The sequence below is a fragment of the Mycolicibacterium parafortuitum genome (assembly GCF_002086815.1).
In the GTDB taxonomy this organism is placed as follows: domain Bacteria; phylum Actinomycetota; class Actinomycetes; order Mycobacteriales; family Mycobacteriaceae; genus Mycobacterium; species Mycobacterium parafortuitum.
The window spans coordinates 48,332-64,452 of the sequence record NZ_MVID01000017.1 but is presented as its reverse complement, the minus strand read 5'-3'; the positions used below and the strand labels follow the sequence as shown (position 1 = coordinate 64,452).

Here is a 16,121-nt window from a genome sequence, read left to right as displayed (position 1 = left end):
CCATGTTCCGGTGGGCGGTGACGACCGCGCTCGGACTGGCCGCCCTGCTGGGTCTCGCCCCGGTGGGCCACGCCGAGCCGGCCACCCCGACGCTTCCGGTGTTCACGCCGTACCCGTCGAACTGGCAGCCCGACTACCGCCCGTTCCCGTACAACCTGTGGCAGTCGAGGGTCACCCCGGAGATGATCACCGCCGAACGCGAGGCCTGCCAGTGGATCAACGCCCAATACCAGCCGTTGATGGATCAGGTGTACGGCTTCCAGCACTTCCTCGCCGAGCAGGGCGACTACTGGACGCGCCCCGGCGTCACCGAGGCCGGCGACATCGTCGCCGCGAACCTGGACCAGTCCGCGGCGTTCCTGGATCCGCGGGCCCACACACTGTTCATCGTCAACTATCCCGACCAGAGCGAGTATTCGCCACTGTTCCACGGTGATTCGATCTACCGGCTGTGGTATCAGTTCACCCAGATCAGCGACAAGATCAAGCAGCGGATGCCGTCCGGGGTGATCAACGCGAACATCGCCACGGCCAACGTGTACGGCACCGTGATCCGCGACTCCGGCGTCTGCCGCGGAGCCTGACCTCGACGCCGCCGGCGCACACCCCGTTGACATGTTGACACAAACAGCTAGTCTTTGTTTCAACGACGATGTCGGGAGGCGCAATGGTCGCGACCGCCGCGGAGTCCACCGACTCCGTCACCACGAACGTCCGTCCGAAGGTCCTCTACGAATTCCGTCGACACTCCGGCAGCGTGCTCGGCGGTCTCTTCGGGGCGGCCGCGTTCGACGAGGTCGCGCTGGTGCCGGTCGCCGCGGCCGTCGACAAGACCGGCAGGTTCGCCGCCAACTTCGCCGACCGCGGTGTGCGCAGCGGCTTTTCGGCGCTGCTGGCGATCTGGGGGGACGCCACCGACCGTGAAGCCGAGGGGCAGCGTCTGAAGACCATGCACCGCGAGGTGCGCGGACGCGGTGCCGGGGACTTCGCCGATGTGCGCTACAGCGCGCTGGACCCCAAGCTGTGGAACTGGATCGCGGTCAGCGGGCTGTTCGTGGTGCTGAACTCGTTCACCCCGTGCACCGGCATCACCCTCAACGACGACGAACGCGAGGCCGCCTACCAGCAGCTCCTCGAGGCCTTCCGCGCCCTCGAGCTACCCGGTAAGAACGCGAAACTGCCTGCCACCTATGCCGATGCGGTCGAGTACTACGACGACATGGTCGACAACGAGCTCGCGACGAATCCGTTCCTGCGCCGCGTCACCCGGGACCTGACGAAGCTGCCTCTGCCGACGCTGGTACTGCCGCCCGCACTGCGGGCGGCGCTGACGCCGGGCTGGGTCGCGCTGCGCCCGCTCGCCGGGCGGGTGCTGACGGTGTGTTCGTTCGGCATCCTGCACCCGGGGGTGCGGGAGCTGACCGGGTTCCGGTGGGAGCCGCGCCACGACGTCGAGTTCGCGCTCTACTCACGCCTGCTGCAGCTGGCCTGGCGCACGCTGCCCGACCGGGTGCTGCTGATCCCGTTGGCGCGGAACAGGATCGAATACGAGAAGTTGGTGCGACTGCACCGTTCGGTGGCGCTGGACTCGTTCGCGCCGCCCGCCGGCCGCTGCCCGGTGGGGTAGCGGATGCGCCGCAACCGCAACACCGACAGCCCCACCCAGCAGGAGTCGGCGATCCTGAAGGCTGCTGCCGAGGAGGTCGCGCTCGTCGGGGTCGGCAGGCTCAGCATGGACGTGGTGGCGCGCCAGGCCGGCGTCAGCCGCAGCACTCTGTACCGCCGGTTCCCGAGCCGCGACGCGCTGATCACCGAACTCGGCCGGCAGACCTTCGACTTCGCGATGGCGCGGCTGCAGACGGTCGCGATCGACGACGGCCCGCAGCAGGCGGCGGTCGCGGCGTTCCGGGAGGGCGTGCGGCTGCTAACCGGCGAGCCGGTGATGCGCCGATTCCTGCAACTCGACGGCGAATTCACCGCGACCACCGAGATGGTCGCCGAGGCGAGGCTGTTCCTGGTCAGCGCCGCGACCGCGATGGCCAAGGCGCTGCGCGCGGCCGGTGCGACGATGCCCGACGCCGACCTGCTCGCCGTCGCCGAACTGCACATCCGGCTCGCCGCATCCCTGGTTCAGGTCGGCACCGGCGTTCTCGACGTCACCGACGATGATGCCGTCGCCCACTACGCCCGCACCTACCTCGCGCCGTTCGTGCGGTGAGTTGAGCAAATCCGGTCAGCCGCAGCGCAGATCGTGGCACGCTCTGTAGGCATGGCCGAGCGCAGCGCACCCCGATTCCTCGACGAGCGACTGGCCCACTGGGCCGCCGTCAACCCTGACGGCGAAGCGATGGACTACCTCGATCGGTCCTGGACCTGGTCGCAGTGGAACGACCGGGTCCGCCGGCTGGCCGGCGCGCTCACGGAGAGGGGCATCGGCCGCGGCGACGTCGTCGCGTTCCTGGACAAGAACCACCCGGCCTGTGTCGAGCTGACCTTCGCCGCCGCATCGCTGGGCGCGGCAAACGCGATCATCAACTTCCGGCTGGCCGCCGACGAACTCGACTACGTGCTCAACGATTCCGGGGCCAAGCTGATCATCGTCGGCGCCGAGTTCGCCGACGGCATCGCGAAGATCCGCGACAAGCTGACCGAGGTCGACACCGTGATCACCGCCAAACCGGAGGGCGACGACGAGTACGAGGCGCTGCTGGCGGCCGCGTCACCGGTGGACCGTTCCGCCGACGTCGAGCCCGACGACGTGTGCATCATCATGTACTCGTCGGGCACCACCGGCCGCCCCAAAGGCGTGGAGCTGACCCAGGCGAACGTCATCGCGCACACCATGAACGCGCACGAGGGCTTCGAGTTCGACGAGGGTGACAAGAACATGGTGTCGATGCCGCTGTTCCATGTCGGCGGATCGTCATACGTGCAGTTCGGGATTCACGACGGGTTCCCGAGTGTGATGACCCGCGACGTGGACGGCATGACGTTGGCCGGCGCGATCCTCAAGGGTGCCAACCGCACCTTCCTGGTACCCGCGGTGCTGGCCAAGGTGCTCGAGGCCGGCGAGGATGCGGTGAAGCTGTTCGGCTCGCTCAAGACGTTCGCCTACGGCGCGTCGCCGATGCCGCTGCCACTGCTGCGGCAGGCGCTGAAGGCCTGGCCCAACACCGATTTCATGCAGGCGTACGGCCTGACCGAGCTGTGCGGTGTGATCAGCCACCTGCTGCCGGAGGCGCACCGCGACCCGGGCCGCGAGGAGCGACTCTCCAGCGCCGGCACGCTGGTACCCAACGCCGAGATCCGCGTCGTCGACCCGGACACGCTGCAGGACGTCGCTCCCGGCGAGCAGGGCGAATTGTGGTTCCGCTCACCGCAATTGATGAAGGGCTACCACAACAAGCCGGAGGCCACCGCCGAGGCGATCACCGAGGACGGCTGGTTCCGCACCGGTGACATCGGCCGCGTCGACGACGGCGGCTACATCTTCGTCGAGGACCGGCTCAAGGACATGATCATCTCGGGCGGGGAGAACATCTACTCGATCGAGGTCGAACGGGTGCTCGCCGAGCACGACGCCGTCGTCGAGGTCGCGGTGATCGGCGTGCCCGACGAGAAATGGGGCGAGGTCGTCAAGGCCGTCGTCGTGGTCGAGGGTGAGGTGACCGAAGCCGACATCATCGCGTTCGCGCGGGAACGGCTGGCCGCCTACAAGTGCCCGAAGACCGTCGACATCGCCGACGAACTGCCCCGCAACCCGACCGGCAAGATCCTGAAGAAGGAGCTGCGCAAGCCGCACTGGGAGGGCCGCGACCGCGCGACCGTCTAGCCCCGCGACAACGAATGCACGCTTTCTGACGAAAAGCCCCGCGCTTCTCGTCAGAAAGCGTGCATTCGTCGTATGGAGAGCCCGGTCGCCACATGTTTCCGCGACATGACCAACCTGAAACTCGTGTGTAACGTGGCTGGTGCGGCGTCCGATTCTGGGCGTCGGCGGACGAGGGAGCAGTACCCGCCAGGACAAGACTGACTCGCAGGAGGGTCTTGTGGCGTGGCTGATCCTGGTGCTCAGCGGCGTCCTCGAAGCCGTCTGGGCCACCGCGCTCGGCATGTCCGACAACTTCCGGCGATGGCGGCCCACCGCGGTGTTCGTCGTCGCGATGATCACCAGCCTGGCCGGGCTGGCCTATGCGATGACCGAACTGCCCACCGGCACCGCGTACGCGGTCTGGGTCGGCATCGGCGCGACGCTGACCGTGGTGTGGGCGATCGCCACCAAGAGAGAAGCCGCCAGCACCGCCCGGGTGGTGCTGCTGTGCGTCCTGGTGGGCAGTGTCGTGGGACTGAAGGTGGTGAGCTGATATGCCGTGGTTCGTGCTGATCTGCAGCGCCGTGCTGGAAGCGGTCTGGGCCACCGCGCTCGGCAAGACCGACGGCTTCACCGCGCCGGTACCGACCGCGGTGTTCGTGGTCGCGATGCTGGCCAGCCTCGCCGGCCTGGGCTGGGCCGTCAAACACATCCCGATCGGCTCGGCCTATGCGGTGTGGACCGGCCTCGGCGCCGCGCTGACCGTCGGCTACGCGATGCTCAGCGGCGACGAGGACGCGTCGGTCGGCAAGGCGGTGTTCCTGACAGGCATCATCGTCTCCGTCGCCGGGCTCAAGCTGCTGCCGGACGCCCCGGAGCGCGCCGACGCCGACCGCTGACGCACGATAAGGGCGTGCCCGAACTCGCCGACATCCTGGACCGGCTGCACGTGGTCGCCCTGCCGATGCGGGTGCGCTTCCGCGGCATCACCACCCGCGAGGTCGCGCTGATCGACGGCCCCGCCGGCTGGGGCGAGTTCGGCGCCTTCGTCGAGTACGAACCGCCGGAGGCCGCGCACTGGCTGGCCTCCGCGCTCGCGGCCGCCTATCACCCGCTGCCCGACGTGCGGCGCACCCGGATCCCGATCAACGCCACCGTGCCCGCCGTCCCGGCCGGTGCCGTCGCCGAGGTGCTCACCCGGTTCCCGGGCGCGCGCACCGCGAAGGTCAAGGTCGCCGAACCCGGCCAGACCCTCGATGACGACGTCGCCCGCGTCGACGCCGTCCGTGCCGCCGGGCTGGCCGTCCGGGTCGACGCCAACGGCGGCTGGACCGTCCAGCAGGCGGTCGCCGCGGCGCGGGCCCTGACCGCCGACGGCCCGGTCGAATACCTCGAACAGCCCTGCCGCACCGTCGCCGAACTGGCCGAGGTCCGGCGCCGCGTCGACGTCCCCGTCGCCGCCGACGAGAGCATCCGCAAGGCCGAGGACCCGCTGCACGTCGTGCGCGCAGGCGCGGCCGACGTGGCGGTGCTCAAGGTGGCCCCGCTGGGCGGGGTGCAGACGATGCTCGCCATCGCCGCCCAGATCGACATCCCGGTGGTGGTGTCCAGCGCGCTGGACACCGCCGTCGGTATCGGTGCCGGGCTGGTCGCGGCCGGTGCGCTGCCCCGGCTGGAGCATGCCTGCGGGCTCGGCACCGGCGGGTTGTTCGTCGACGATGTCGCCGAACCTCTGACCCCGGTGGACGGCACGCTGCCGGCGGCGCCGGTGACGCCGGATCCGGTGCGGATCGCCGCGTTGGCCGCGCCGCCGGATCGCCGGCAGTGGTGGATCGACCGCGTCCGGGCCTGCCACCCGCTGCTGTCCTGATCTGTGGGGTCCATGACCTAGACGCCATCGCGGGCGTCGCCAACACTGAGTCCATGGTGCGCACGGTGCTGATCGCCGGCTTCGCGGGCGTGCAGGCCCTCGACGTGGTCGGGCCCGCCGACGTGTTCAGCGGCGCGTCGATGGTGCTCGCCGCGCGGGGCTACGGCGCCGGATACCGGGTGCGCGTCGTGTCGGCCGCGGCCGCGCCCGTCGACACCGGCACCGGGCTGACCCTGATGGCCGACGCGCTGCCCGGCCCCGGCGAGGACGTCGACACCGTCGTGCTGCCCGGAGGCTTCGGCACCGAGACCGCCCGCAACGACCCGACGCTGATCGACTGGATCCGCGACGTCGCGCCGCGGGCCCGCCGCGTCGTCAGCGTGTGCAGCGGGGCGGTGCTGGCCGCCGAGGCGGGGCTGCTCGACGGGTGCGTCGCGACCACGCACTGGTCGTTCGCGGCGCGGATGGCCGCCGACTTCCCCGCGGTGACCGTCGACCCGGAACCGATCTTCGTCCGCAGCTCGGAGAAGGTGTGGACCGCCGCGGGTGTCACCGCGGGTATCGATCTGGCGCTGGCGCTGGTCGAGGACGACCACGGCACCGACGTCGCGCAGACGGTGGCCCGCCACCTCGTGATGTACCTGCGCAGGCCCGGCGGGCAGACCCAGTTCGCCGCACCGGTGTGGATGCCACGCGCCCGGCGTACCCCGATCCGGGATGTGCAGGAGGCCATCGAAGCCGAACCCGGTGGTGCGCACAGCATCCCGGAGCTGGCCCGGCGCGTACGTCGAGCGGGTCCGGACCGAGGCGGCGCGGCGCCAGCTGGAGGAGACCGACGACACCGTCACCGTGATCGCTGCGCGGTGCGGATTCGGTTCGGCGGAGACGTTGCGCCGCAACTTCGTTCGCCGTCTCGGCGTCTCACCCGACCACTACCGCAAGACGTTCGCGTGACACACAGGAGGATTCACCATGCAGGTCGCGATCATGCTCTACCCGGGGTTCACCGCGCTGGACTTCATCGGCCCCTACGAGAGCCTGCGGTGGCTGCCCGACGCCGAGGTCCGGTTCGTGTGGCACGAGCCGGGACCGATCGCGGCCGACTCGCACGTGCTGCTCATCGGGGCCACGCACTCGTTCGACGAGACGCCGTCGCCGGACATCATCCTGATTCCGGGCGGCTTCGCGACCATCGAGCACTCGCGTGACGAGAAGGTGCTCGACTGGGTGCGCCGGGCACACGAGACGTCGACGTGGACGACGTCGGTGTGCTCGGGATCGGTGATCCTCGCCGCCGCGGGCGTGCTGGACGGCAAGCGCGCGACCTCGCACTGGGCGGCGCTGCCCGTTCTCAAGACGCTCGGCGCGATCCCGGTCGCCGACCAGCGCATCGTCGAGGCCGACCCGAAGACGGTGACCGCGGCCGGAGTGTCGGCGGGTATCGACCTCGGGCTGTGGCTGGCCGGGCGCATCGCCGGAGAAGCCAAGGCGAAAGCCATCCAGCTGTCCATCGAGTACGACCCGCAGCCGCCGTTCGACTCCGGCCACCTGTCCAAGGCGTCGGCGAGCACGAAAGCGCTGGCCACCGCGATGATGGGCAAGGAACTGGCCAATCCGAGCGCGCTGGCCGCGTCGGGGGGCCTGCTGTGGGATGCCGCCCTGAAGCGGATCCGGCGCGGAAAACGACGTCACGCGTCGCTTAGCGCGCCGTAATTGCCGCGCGGACTACCGCGATCACCCGTTCGGGGTACTCGGTGAGGTCCAGCCAGGTGAATCGCAGGACCTGCCAGTCGCGGATCACGATTGCGTTCTGGCGCTCGCGGTCGATCTGGAATGCTTCCGCGCCACTGTGGAACGCGTACCCGTCGACCTCGATGGCGACTCGCGGGCCCGGGAACCCAACGTCGACGCGATAACCAGCAACCCGATAGTTGCTTTTCCAGCCGGTGATGCCCGCCTCGCGCAGGAGTTTGTGCAGCAATCGCTCGGCGTGTGAGCGGGCGCCGCCGGAGGCCGTCTGGAGCAGCCGCCGCGCACGTGGGGCACCCGTGCGTCCCTTGTTTCGCAGATGAGACCACCACAGGCTGTTCAGGTCGACGTGTCGTTGCAACGCGTTGTCCATGAGTTTCATCCCGCTCTGGGACCGCGCGGAAGCCTCGACGACGGTCAGTGGCATCGCCGTCACGCGCACCCCGCGCTTCTCCACGACGTCGACTGGGTCGAGGTCGCGCCGGCGCACTCGGCTGCCGGGGTGCCGGCGCCCGTGGCTGTCGCGAGGCACTGTCACCTCCAGCACTTCCGGAGTGAATTGCGTCAACCCGTGCCACCGGGCCGCGGTCAGCCCGCTGGCAGCCGCGTGCACCCCGTAACTCCATACGGTCGCCCGGATCCGGGCCTCGTCGGTGAAGAGTCGGTCGTCGGCGAAGTACACACCCCGCCCGCAGCGCTTCCACTGACCTGAGCGCACCCGCAGTTGCACGGCGCGTGCGCTCAAGCCCGAGGCACGAGCCTGGTCAAGCGTGATCACGCCGTCCTGGTGCCGCAGATAGTCGTTCATCATGTCCGTTCGGACGCAGTGAACGGGCCCCACGGTTCCATCCCCTGCGGATTCGGCGCGCAAAGCGACGTTCAGGGTGGATTAGCGCGCCCGATTCACAACTGAGTACCGTCGGCGGGGTGAATTTGGCATACGACGAGCGCGGTACCGGCGATCCGGTGCTCTTCATCGCAGGTCGTGGGGGTGCGGGACGCACCTGGCACCTGCACCAGGTGCCGGTGTTCGCCCGCGCCGGCTACCGATGTGTGACGTTCGACAACCGGGGCATCGGCGCCACCGAGAACGCCGACGGGTTCACCACCGAGACGATGGTCGCCGACACCGCCGCGCTGATCGAGAAGCTCGACCTGGCGCCGGTGCGCATCGTCGGGGTGTCGATGGGATCGTTCATCGCGCAGGAACTGATGGTCGCCCGCCCCGAGCTGGTGCGCTCGGCGGTGCTGATGGCCACCCGTGGCCGCCACGACCGCACCCGCGAGTTCTTCTGGCAGGGAGAGCGGGCGCTGGCCGACTCCGGTATCGACCTGCCCGCCGAGTTCGACGCCAAAGTGCGTTTGCTGGAAAGCTTTTCGCCGAAGACCCTGAACGACGAGCATGCGGTCCGGGACTGGATCGACATGTTCACGATGTGGCCGCAGAAGCCGACGCCGGGGATCAGAACCCAGCTGAGCGTCGCGCCGCTGGAGAGCCGGCTGGCGGCCTACCAGTCCATCACCACCCCGGCGCTGGTGATCGGGTTCGCCGACGACGTGGTGCTGCCGCCGCACCTCGGCCGCGAGGTCGCCAACGCGCTGCCCAACGGCCGCTTCCTGGAGATCCCGGACACTGGTCACCTGGGATTCATCGAGAAGCCCGAGGTCGTCAACACCGCGATCCTCAATTTCTTCGCCGATACCCTGTAATGGTGAACCCTTCGACGGCGCAGGCTCGGGTGGTCGTCGACGAACTGATCCGCGGCGGTGTCCGCGACGTCGTGCTGTGCCCCGGGTCGCGCAACGCGCCGCTGGCGTTCGCGCTGCACGACGCCGACCGCGCGGGCCGGTTGCGGCTGCACGTGCGCATCGACGAGCGCACCGCCGGGTTCCTGGCCGTCGGGCTCGCCGTCGCCGAGCGGGCCCCGGTCTGCGTCGCGATGACCTCCGGCACCGCGGTCGCCAATCTCGGGCCCGCGGTGGTCGAGGCCAACTACGCCCGGGTGCCGCTGATCGTGCTGACCGCCAACCGGCCCTACGAGCTGCTCGGCACCGGCGCGAACCAGACCTTCGAGCAGCTCGGCTATTTCGGCACCCAGGTGCGGGCCAGCATCAGCCTCGGCCTGGCCGAGGAGCACGCCGACATGGAGTCGCTCAACGCCCAGTGGCGCTCGGCCACCTGCCGAGTTCTGGTGGCCGCCACGGGTTCCCGGTCGGCCAACGCCGGACCCGTGCAGTTCGACATCCCGCTGCGGGAGCCGCTGGTGCCCGACGCGGACCCGGGCGCCGCACCGGCGGTGCCCTACGCCCCCGACGGCCGTCCCGACGGCAGGTCGTGGACCCACACCCCGCCCGTCACGTTCGACCAGCCGCTCGAGATCGATCTGACCCCGGACACTGTCGTGATCGCCGGGCACGGCGCGGGTGTGCACCCGAACCTCGCGCACCTGCCGACGGTCGCCGAGCCCACCGCACCACATGCGGCCACCCCGCTGCACCCGTTGGCGCTGAACCTGATTCGGCCCAAGCAGGTGATCATGCTGGGCCGTCCCACGCTGCACCGTCCGGTGTCGGCGCTGCTGGCCGACCCGGCGGTCCCGGTGTTCGCGCTGACCACCGGGCCGCGCTGGCCCGACGTGTCGGGCAACTCGCAGGCCACCGGCACCCGGGCCGTCACCAGCGGTGCGGCGTCGCCGGCGTGGTTGCGCCGCTGCGCCGAAGTGCACCGGCACGCCATCGACGCGGTGCGCAACCAGCTCGCCGCGCACCCGCTGACGACGGGGCTGCACGTGGCGGCGGTGGTCGCCGATGCGCTGCGTCCCGGTGACCAGTTGGTGCTCGGCGCGTCGAACCCGGTGCGGGACATGGCGCTGGTGGGCTTCAACACCGACGACGTGAAGGTGCGTTCGAACCGCGGTGTCGCCGGGATCGACGGCACGGTGTCGACGGCGATCGGCGCGGCACTGGCGCACGAACGCGCTAACGGCGGACGCACGGTGGCGCTGATCGGGGATCTGACGTTCGTGCACGACAGTTCAGGTCTGCTCGTCGGCCCGACGGAGCCGACCCCGCGCAAACTGACCATCGTGGTGTCCAACGACAACGGCGGTGGCATCTTCGAGCTGCTCGAACAGGGCGATCCGCGGTTCTCCGACGTGTCGTCGCGGATCTTCGGCACCCCGCACGACGTCGACGTCGGCGCGTTGTGCCGGGCCTATCACGTGGAGAGCTCCCAGATCGAGGCCGCCGAGCTGGCGGCCGCGCTCGAGGAGGACTTCGACGGGATGCGGGTGCTGGAGGTCAAGGCCGACCGGTCCTCGCTGCGGGCGCTGCACGCGTCGATCAAGGCGAGCCTGTGATCGACGCGAAAGCGTTGTGGGACAGGGCGCGTCCGCAGCTCGCCGCGTTCTTCTTCGGCACCCACGACGAGGACCGTACCGCGAAGGTGTTCCGCCGCATCCGGATCGGGATCGTGGTGCTGGCCTGTCTGGTCACCCTGCAGTCGATCCTGTTGGTGTTCGGGGCCTGGCGCAACGACCGGCAGATCGAACGGCACATGGGCGTCGCCGAGGCCACCGTGCTCGATGCCGGGCCGAGGCGCTCGACCATCGAGTTCGTCACCCCCGACCGGATCACCTATCGTCCCGAGCTCGGGGTGCTCTACCCGTCCGAACTGGAAAACGGGATGCGTATCTACGTCGAATACGACGTCAACAACCCGGATCTGGTGCGGGTGCAGCACCGCAACGCGTCGCTGGCGATCATCCCGGCCGGCTCGATCGCGGTGGTCGCCTGGCTGATCGCCGCGGCGGCACTCGGCGCGACGGTGCTGATCGAGCGGCGCACCCGCCGGGTCGAGGTCTAGGGTCCGACCAGTTCGTCGAGCCAGCCTTCGGCGAGGTCGATCTTCTCCCCGGCGTCGAGGTCGTACACGGTCGGGGTGCCGGTGTTGATCTGGTCGACCTCGAAGAGCAGGTCGAAGTTGGTGTTCTCCATGTCGACGATGTCGACGGCCTCCTGCGGGCCCGCCAGGTGCTCGGCCACCCTTTCCGGGATCCCGGCGTCGACGGCCATGGCGAACAGTTCGTCGCCGGAGAACGGTTGCCCGCCGGGATCCTGGTTCACCCACAACTGTTCGACGAAGCGCTGAAACTGCGTGCCGGTGGCCGCGGAGTCGTCGATCGCCTCGGCGGCGGCGAACAACGCGTTGGCCACCGTGGACGAGTATCCGTCGTAGTCGTCGTCGAGGAACGTCAGCGGACGGTAGGTGACCTGCAGGTCTCCGACGGCGACGTGGTAAGCCAGCCGGTCGCCGAACTCGCGCTGCAGGTCGGCGCAGTGGCTGCACTGCGGCTCGGCGTAGATCTCGATCCTGGCGGGGGCGTCGCCGAATCCCGCGACGATGCCGTAGCCGTCCTCGGACAACGCCAACGGGGCCGGCGCCGGGGCCGCCGGGCTGCCGGTGACCTCGCGGGCGCAGCCGACCGCGCCGAGCAGCAGTCCGAGCGTGGTGAGCGCGACCAGCGGGCGTAGCAGACGCATGGCACCATCCTCACAGCGGTCCGACCGGCAGGCACGCTTTTCGTGTGCCGGCGCCGCACCCGTTCTTCGTGCGACATATCCCTGGGCGCAACCTTGCCGACAGGTGACGCTGTCACTGTCGCGGTGTGCGCGTCGCAATCGTCGCAGAATCGTTCCTCCCGAATGTCAACGGCGTCACCAACTCGGTGCTGCGGGTGATCGAGCACCTGCGCCGCACCGGCCACGAGGTGCTGGTCATCGCCCCGGATACGCCGCGCGGACAACCGGCCGCCGACCGGGTGCACGCCGGGGTCCGCGTGCACCGCGTGCCGTCGGCGATGTTCCCGAAGGTCACGTCGCTGCCGCTGGGCGTTCCACGTCCCCGGATGGCCGGTGTGCTGCGCGGCTTCGACCCCGACGTGGTGCACCTCGCGTCGCCCGCACTGCTCGGCTGGGGCGGCGTACACGCGGCACGGTATCTCGATGTCCCGGCGGTCGCGGTGTACCAGACCGACGTCGCCGGATTCGCCCGCAGCTACGGCGCCGGTGCGCTCTCCCGGGCGTCGTGGGCCTGGACCCGGCGCCTGCACAGCAAGGCCGACCGCACCCTGGCGCCGTCCACTGCCGCGATGGAAAGCCTTGTCGAGCACGGTGTGCCACGGGTGCATCGGTGGGCACGCGGCGTCGACGTCACCGGGTTCGCGCCGTCGTGGCGTGACGAGGCGCTGCGCCGGTCCTGGTCGCCGGGCGGGAAACCGATCGTCGGGTTCGTCGGCCGGCTGGCCCCCGAGAAGCACGTCGAGCGGTTGGCGCCGCTGCACGACCGGGACGACGTGCAGGTCGTGATCGTCGGCGACGGGATCGACCGCGCCAAACTCGAAACCAGTTTTCCGCGAGCAGTGTTCACCGGCGCCTTGTACGGCCCGGCGCTCGCCGCGGCGTACGCCAGCATGGACGTGTTCGTGCACCCCGGCGAACACGAGACGTTCTGCCAGGCCGTGCAGGAGGCGATGGCCTCCGGTCTGCCGGTGATCGCGCCAGACGCCGGCGGACCGCGGGACCTCGTCGCGTCGTACCGCACCGGGCTGCTGTTGCCGGTGGCCCAGTTCGGTGAGCGGCTGTCGACGTCGGTGGACCATCTGGTCGCCGAGCGCCGCCGCTACTCGGTCGCGGCACGCCGCAGCGTGCTGGGCCGCACCTGGCCGTCGATCTGCACCGAACTGGTCGGGCACTACGAGGCGGTGATCGGCACCCGTGCCCGGCGCGCCGCGTGAGCGCTATTGTGCGCGTAGCCCGTACAGGTAGGTGGTCAGGTACTCCGCGACGACCGGTTCGCGGATCGCGGGGGAGGGCGGCAGCGTGATCAGCAGGGCGTAGAGCCCCACCAGGAACGACACCCCGTTGAGCATCACGTCGACCTCGGCGGGGATCTCGCCACGCTGCTGGGCGCGTTGCAGGTCTTCGACGACCGCGACGATCACCGGGTGGGCGGTCCACTCCTCCGACGGCGGCCGGGTGGTCGAAAAGTGCAGCGCCAGGAAGTCTTTGAACAATCGGTTGCCCAGCCTGCGCTCGAGGCCATCGAGTGCGTCGACCGCCTTGGTCAGGGTGGTCCGTACGTCGTGCGGGCGCCGGTAGGACCGGGTCAGTTCGGCGGCGATACGGTCCTGCTCGCGCCGCTCCAGCTCCAGCAGCACGTGTTCCTTGGTGGGGAAGTGGAAGAAGAACGTGCCGTGCGCGACCCCGGCCGCCGACACGATCGCGCCGATGTCGGCGGCGGCCAGACCGGCACGGGTGAACTCGGCGATCGCCGCGCCGAGCAGCCGCTCACGGGTCTGCAGACCCTTGCGGCCGCGCTCGGATTTCTGCTCTCTCAGCACCATATGTAGCTCCGTTCGGAGGCCTACCCGGTTTCCGACCTTACGCCCAGCGGCAACCAAACTGACTTGAATCAGAAAATATGCTTCCGTTCGATGTCGTCGACCGCTAGCGTTAGCCGCGATACGCGAACGGTTTTCGGCACTTTCGGTCGCGGGATGTCGGCGTACACGATCTGACTTGAGTCACTGATGGAGGTCACGGTGCAGATCCTGGAACAGGTGCAGGACCTGCCCAAGGCGGGAAACATCAAGGCGCAGTGGGTCAGTCTGTGGACCGGGCCCGCGGTCGGTGTGATCCTGCTGGTGGCGCTGCTGGCCTTCCCCGGCTTCTGGCCGCCGATGTCACCGCTGCTGTCGGCCGACGAGGTCGCATCGTTCTACGCCGACAACACCGCGTGGATCCGGTTCAGCCAGGTGACGTTCAACCTGTGCGGCATCATGATCCTGCCGTTCTTCATGGTGATCGTGGCCCAGATGAAGCGGATGAAGACTCAGAGCCACGTGTTCGCGTACTGCTATCTGACCGCGGTGGTCAGTGGTGCGACGACGTTCGCGTTGTCGAACATCTTCTTCCTGGTGGCCGCGTTCCGCCCGGCCCGCGACCCTGAGCTGATCATGCTGCTCAACGATCTCGCCTGGATCGTGTTCATCGCGCCGGTCGGCATGGTCGTCACCCAGTTCGTGTTGCTGGCCGTCGCGGTCTACTTCGACGACGGGCCCGACCCGGTCTTCCCGCGCTGGGTCGGGCACTACTCGCTGGCCACCGGTATCGCGATGATCCCGGCCGCGGGCGCCGCGGTGTTCACCAGCGGGCCGCTGGCATGGGATGGCGTGCTGTCATTCTGGCTGCGCAACGGCGCGTTCGCGGTGTTCGTCGTCGTGATGTTCTTCGTGCTGCGCCGTGCGGTGCTGCGGCAGGCCCGCGATGAAGGCGTGCTCCGGTGAGCCTGCTCGATGCCGTCCGGGTCACCGACGGCCAGGCGCCGGGCGGGAAACGCGATGTGCGGCTGGTGTGTTGGTTCTTCCCGGCCTGGTACGCCGTTTTCGGGGTGATCATCTGCCTGATGGCGCGGGTCACCCCGCCGCCGCGACCCGATGTCACCGCGGCCGACAAGGTGAACTTCCTGGCGACCAATTCGCTGACGATCCAGATCGGCTTCGTGCTGCTGCTGATCCTGCTCGGCGGCGCGGCGGTCACCAATGGCCTTGTCGCGTATCACATGATGCGGATGTCGGTCGGCAAGGTGTTCGCCTACGGCTACATCGGTGGCATGGGTGTGGGTGCGCTGCCGGGCTTCCTGCTGGTCGCGGTGTGCTTCCTGACGGCGACGTTCCGGGTCGACCGCGACCCCGAGATCGTCAGCCTGCTCTACGACCTCGGGATGCTGTCCTACAACGGGTCCCTCGGCTGCTTCTCGGCGGCCTATCTCGTCTTCGCGATCGCGATCCTTTACGACAAAAACGACATCTTCCCCAAATGGTTTGCCTACGTGACGATCTGGCAGATCGTCACGGAGGTGATCGCGACCCAGATGTTCGTCAACTACTCGGGCCCGTTCGCGTGGAACGGTTCCCTGTCCTTCTGGTGGTCGGTGGTGATCTTCAGCATCTGGCTGGGCGCGCTGATCATGCTGCTGCGCCGCGCGACCGCGCTGGAGCCCGCCGATTCCCCGGGTCTGGACTGAAAGGCGCCATGACGCAATCGGAATCGATCTCCGAGACCCGACCGGACCGTCGTCCCGGCGAAGGCCACCTGCCCGGCGACGTGCACATGTGGGTGATGGTGCTCGGCGACCTGGTCATCTTCGCCGGCTATTTCGTCGTCTACATGATCTACCGGACCATGGACCCCGGCGGATTCCTGGCCGCCCAGCAGCATCTCGACATCAACATCGGCGTGCTCAACACCGTCATCCTGCTGACCAGCTCCTGGTTCGTCGCGCGCAGCGTGCTGGCCGCCCGCGCCGGATCCCACCGGCAGGCGATCAACTACATCTACGGCGGTGGGCTGTGCGGGCTGCTGTTCATCGCGTTCAAGGGTTACGAGTGGTACGCCAAGATCATTACGGGACATACCAACTCGGAGATGTTCTTCGCCTTCTACTACGTGCTGACCGGTGTGCACCTGGTGCATGTGCTGATCGGGTTGATCGTGCTCGGGGTCGTGGTACGCGAACTGCGGAACCCGTTCCGGCGCAGGATATCCATGGTCGAGACCGGGGCGGTGTACTGGCACATGGTCGACCTGCTGTGGGTGATCATCTTCGGTCTGCTCTACGTGATGAGGTGA

General features: G+C 69.0%; 18 protein-coding genes, 1 pseudogene and 1 riboswitch. Of the genes and pseudogenes, 16 read left to right on the top strand and 3 right to left on the bottom strand.

Going from position 1 to position 16,121, the window contains the following annotated elements; genetic code table 11:
• The first annotated feature begins 2 nt into the window (after positions 1–2).
• The 9 genes and pseudogenes from BST38_RS18005 to BST38_RS17965 all read left to right on the top strand — a co-directional run bounded on the left by BST38_RS18005 (position 3) and on the right by BST38_RS17965 (position 7,394).
• Positions 3–584, top strand: a complete 582-nt coding sequence (locus BST38_RS18005) for a hypothetical protein (RefSeq protein WP_083144794.1) — start codon at positions 3–5, stop codon at positions 582–584.
• An 83-nt stretch (positions 585–667) separates the two neighbouring features.
• Positions 668–1,627 (top strand): oxygenase MpaB family protein, encoded by a 960-nt coding sequence (locus tag BST38_RS18000; RefSeq protein WP_083144792.1) that lies wholly within the window; start codon positions 668–670, stop codon positions 1,625–1,627.
• A 3-nt stretch (positions 1,628–1,630) separates the two neighbouring features.
• Positions 1,631–2,218 (top strand): TetR/AcrR family transcriptional regulator, encoded by a 588-nt coding sequence (locus BST38_RS17995; protein WP_083144790.1) that lies wholly within the window; start codon positions 1,631–1,633, stop codon positions 2,216–2,218.
• Positions 2,219–2,269: 51 nt separating this feature from the next.
• Positions 2,270–3,832 carry a long-chain-fatty-acid--CoA ligase gene (locus BST38_RS17990; RefSeq protein WP_083144788.1) on the top strand — a complete coding sequence of 521 codons (1,563 nt, stop codon included), beginning with the start codon at positions 2,270–2,272 and terminating at the stop codon, positions 3,830–3,832.
• Positions 3,833–3,973: 141 nt separating this feature from the next.
• A riboswitch (guanidine-III (ykkC-III) riboswitch) is annotated at positions 3,974–4,039 on the top strand.
• A gap of 10 nt (positions 4,040–4,049) precedes the next feature.
• Positions 4,050–4,364 (top strand): DMT family transporter, encoded by a 315-nt coding sequence (locus BST38_RS17985; RefSeq protein WP_083144787.1) that lies wholly within the window; start codon positions 4,050–4,052, stop codon positions 4,362–4,364.
• Between the two features lies 1 nt (position 4,365).
• Positions 4,366–4,710, top strand: coding sequence for a DMT family transporter (locus BST38_RS17980; protein ID WP_083144785.1), 345 nt, complete (start codon positions 4,366–4,368; stop codon positions 4,708–4,710).
• Positions 4,707–5,681 (top strand): o-succinylbenzoate synthase, encoded by a 975-nt coding sequence (locus BST38_RS17975; protein WP_272818854.1) that lies wholly within the window; start codon positions 4,707–4,709, stop codon positions 5,679–5,681. Before BST38_RS17980 ends, BST38_RS17975 begins: the two co-directional genes overlap by 4 nt.
• Positions 5,682–5,734: 53 nt before the next feature.
• Positions 5,735–6,635 (top strand): annotated as a pseudogene (locus BST38_RS17970) (GlxA family transcriptional regulator).
• 18 nt (positions 6,636–6,653) lie between these two features.
• Positions 6,654–7,394: a DJ-1/PfpI family protein gene (locus tag BST38_RS17965; protein ID WP_083144782.1), complete on the top strand. Its 741-nt coding sequence runs from the start codon at positions 6,654–6,656 to the stop codon at positions 7,392–7,394.
• Here BST38_RS17965 and BST38_RS17960 read toward each other — a convergent pair.
• Positions 7,381–8,241 (bottom strand): PDDEXK-like endonuclease domain-containing protein, encoded by an 861-nt coding sequence (locus BST38_RS17960; protein WP_083144780.1) that lies wholly within the window; start codon positions 8,239–8,241, stop codon positions 7,381–7,383. The two genes, BST38_RS17965 and BST38_RS17960, sit on opposite strands and share 14 nt — an antisense overlap.
• A 116-nt stretch (positions 8,242–8,357) precedes the next feature.
• Here BST38_RS17960 and BST38_RS17955 point away from each other — a divergent pair, with 116 nt between their 5' ends.
• Genes BST38_RS17955 through BST38_RS17945 form a run of 3 tightly spaced genes read left to right on the top strand, consistent with a single transcriptional unit; the run spans position 8,358 to position 11,295 of the window.
• Positions 8,358–9,140, top strand: coding sequence for an alpha/beta fold hydrolase (locus tag BST38_RS17955; RefSeq protein ID WP_083144779.1), 783 nt, complete (start codon positions 8,358–8,360; stop codon positions 9,138–9,140).
• On the top strand, positions 9,140–10,789 hold the full coding sequence (menD, locus tag BST38_RS17950) for a 2-succinyl-5-enolpyruvyl-6-hydroxy-3-cyclohexene-1-carboxylic-acid synthase (protein ID WP_083144777.1): 1,650 nt from the start codon (positions 9,140–9,142) through the stop codon (positions 10,787–10,789). The genes BST38_RS17955 and menD overlap by 1 nt, the downstream gene beginning before the upstream one ends.
• Positions 10,786–11,295: a DUF3592 domain-containing protein gene (locus BST38_RS17945; RefSeq protein ID WP_083144775.1), complete on the top strand. Its 510-nt coding sequence runs from the start codon at positions 10,786–10,788 to the stop codon at positions 11,293–11,295. The genes menD and BST38_RS17945 overlap by 4 nt, the downstream gene beginning before the upstream one ends.
• On the opposite strand, the gene BST38_RS17940 is transcribed toward BST38_RS17945, so the two are convergent.
• Positions 11,292–11,972 carry a DsbA family protein gene (locus BST38_RS17940; RefSeq protein WP_083144773.1) on the bottom strand — a complete coding sequence of 227 codons (681 nt, stop codon included), beginning with the start codon at positions 11,970–11,972 and terminating at the stop codon, positions 11,292–11,294. The two genes, BST38_RS17945 and BST38_RS17940, sit on opposite strands and share 4 nt — an antisense overlap.
• A gap of 125 nt (positions 11,973–12,097) precedes the next feature.
• Between BST38_RS17940 and BST38_RS17935 the strand changes: the two genes are divergently transcribed.
• Positions 12,098–13,225 carry a glycosyltransferase family 4 protein gene (locus BST38_RS17935; protein ID WP_083144771.1) on the top strand — a complete coding sequence of 376 codons (1,128 nt, stop codon included), beginning with the start codon at positions 12,098–12,100 and terminating at the stop codon, positions 13,223–13,225.
• Positions 13,226–13,228: 3 nt separating this feature from the next.
• On the opposite strand, the gene BST38_RS17930 is transcribed toward BST38_RS17935, so the two are convergent.
• Entirely contained in the window at positions 13,229–13,834 is a 606-nt protein-coding gene (locus BST38_RS17930) for a TetR family transcriptional regulator (protein WP_181792000.1), read from the bottom strand.
• A 198-nt stretch (positions 13,835–14,032) separates the two neighbouring features.
• Here BST38_RS17930 and BST38_RS17925 point away from each other — a divergent pair, with 198 nt between their 5' ends.
• From BST38_RS17925 to BST38_RS17915, 3 genes are read left to right on the top strand one after another with little or no spacing between them, the layout of a single operon-like run.
• The gene (locus BST38_RS17925; RefSeq protein WP_083144894.1) at positions 14,033–14,776 is read left to right on the top strand and encodes a hypothetical protein; all 744 of its coding nucleotides are present in this window, start codon (positions 14,033–14,035) and stop codon (positions 14,774–14,776) included.
• A complete protein-coding gene (locus tag BST38_RS17920) occupies positions 14,773–15,516 on the top strand; it encodes a hypothetical protein (protein WP_083144770.1) in 744 nt (247 codons plus the stop codon). The genes BST38_RS17925 and BST38_RS17920 overlap by 4 nt, the downstream gene beginning before the upstream one ends.
• An 8-nt stretch (positions 15,517–15,524) precedes the next feature.
• Positions 15,525–16,121: a cytochrome c oxidase subunit 3 family protein gene (locus tag BST38_RS17915; protein ID WP_083144769.1), complete on the top strand. Its 597-nt coding sequence runs from the start codon at positions 15,525–15,527 to the stop codon at positions 16,119–16,121.